Origin of the sequence: Dietzia sp. DQ12-76 (assembly GCF_014145045.1) — a bacterium.
Taxonomy (GTDB): Bacteria; Actinomycetota; Actinomycetes; order Mycobacteriales; family Mycobacteriaceae; genus Dietzia.
Genome location: NZ_JAALDV010000247.1, coordinates 1 through 1,660, shown reverse-complemented (window position 1 = coordinate 1,660; position 1,660 = coordinate 1). Strand labels below are relative to the sequence as shown.

2 protein-coding genes are annotated in these 1,660 nt (G+C 72.0%); both read right to left on the bottom strand.

The features are described from left to right. Positions 1 to 189 (bottom strand): hypothetical protein, encoded by a 189-nt coding sequence (locus G6019_RS09205; RefSeq protein WP_182627474.1) that lies wholly within the window; start codon positions 187 to 189, stop codon positions 1 to 3. Beyond that, positions 186 to 1,586, bottom strand: coding sequence for an amidohydrolase family protein (locus G6019_RS09200; RefSeq protein WP_182613587.1), 1,401 nt, complete (start codon positions 1,584 to 1,586; stop codon positions 186 to 188). The genes G6019_RS09205 and G6019_RS09200 overlap by 4 nt, the downstream gene beginning before the upstream one ends. Positions 1,587 to 1,660: the final 74 nt, after the last annotated feature.

Sequence of the window (1,660 nt, the reverse complement as noted above, 5' to 3'; positions counted from 1 at the left end):
TCAGCCGGTCCCGTCGATCCGGTCCACGCCGTCGGGAACCAGTGCGGGATCGCACGGCCCCGCCCCCACCGCGGTGATGCGGCCCCCGATGAGCAGAAGGTGGCCGCCGGCGTACTCGGCGGCATGGTCGTCCACGGTCGCGATCGCGCAGTTCTCGATGAGGACGGCCCCACCGCCCTGCGCCGTCACGGGCGCGTCCCCACAGGGGCCGTGCGCGTGAACGCCGGGGTGAACCCGCGCGCCCGCGCCGAGCGGACCATGCGGTCGGTGAGCTGGGCGTCCGCCTCGTCCGCGAGCGGGTGCAGGCTGCGCGCCCCTTCGGCGACCAGCCGCCCGCCCACGTACACGTGCGTGAGGTTCCGGAGGGAGCACGCCAACACGTAGGTCGCCACCGGGTCCCAGATCGGACCCGTGGCCGGGGAGGTCGGGTCCACGACGAGGAGGTCGGCGTGCTTGCCCACCTCGATGCTGCCGATCCGACCGGACAGGCCCAGCGCCTCGGCGCCCCCCAGGGTGTGCATCCGCAGCACCTCGTGGGCGGCCAGGATCGAGGCGTCGGAGTGCACGGCCCGCTGCGTGTACAGGCCGATGCGCATGTTCTGGAAGGGATCGGAGACATCGGTGCAGGACTGGTCGTCGAGTCCCATCCCCACTCGGATGCCCGCCTCCCGGTACCCCGTGACGTCGGCGATACCCGACCCCAGCCGTCCGTTGGAGGTGGCCTGCCAGATCACGGCCGAGTCCGTCTCCGCCACGCGGCGCACCATCTGCTCGGTGGGGTGGACGAAGTGGCCGAAGGCGAAATCGGGTCCCAGCACCCCGGCGCGGTCGTACCAGGCGAACTTGGCCCGCTGCACCTCGAGGTGTTCGGCGGTCTCCACGAAGTGGGCCTGGTTGCCCACCCCGTGGCGGGCCATGGCCTCGCGCTCACGGTCGGCGGTGACCGGCGACGACGACCACTGCACCGACCCGAACACCGAGCCGCCGAGGTCCAGGTCCCGGGGGACCGTGCGCAGGCGGTGGTCGGTGACGTGGGCGAACGCCTCGAAGCACTCCGCTTCGGGCAGTTGCTCGTCGTCCAACCGGGTCGAGGTGACGCACCGGAGCCCGGAGTCGGCCTGCGCGTCGATCTGTCGCGTGAGGAAGTCGACGTCGTGGACCCGCTCGGCCACCAGGGTCGAGGTGGCGTGGTCGAACACCGCCACCACCCGACTCTGGGTGAAATTGTAGGCGCTGGTCACGCCGTTGCGCAGGAAGTCCAGACAGCCGGCGAGGGTGAACCAGTACAGGTCCTCCGACTCCGCCCCGACCATCATCTCGCCCATCCGCGAGACCCAGCCGTAGAGCGTGTCATCGGGGGCGATGCCGCGCATGCCGGCGGTGAACAGGTGACTGTGCGCGGAGACGAACCCCGGCGCCAGGATCGACCCGCCCAGGTCGTGGACGGTCCCGGGCAGGCCCGGCGGCGGGTCGCCGGGGCCCAGTCCGGCGATCAGCCCGCCCTCGTCGACGTGGACCCAGCCGTGGAACCACCGGGGGTCGTCGGCCGTCACGGGGATGACGAGCGCATCGGTGAAGGTGATCATGGGGTTTCTCTCGTCGGGGGCGGCGGGGTGCTGGGGATCGGGGCGACGTCCTCAGCCCGGGAGGTCCTCGGCCA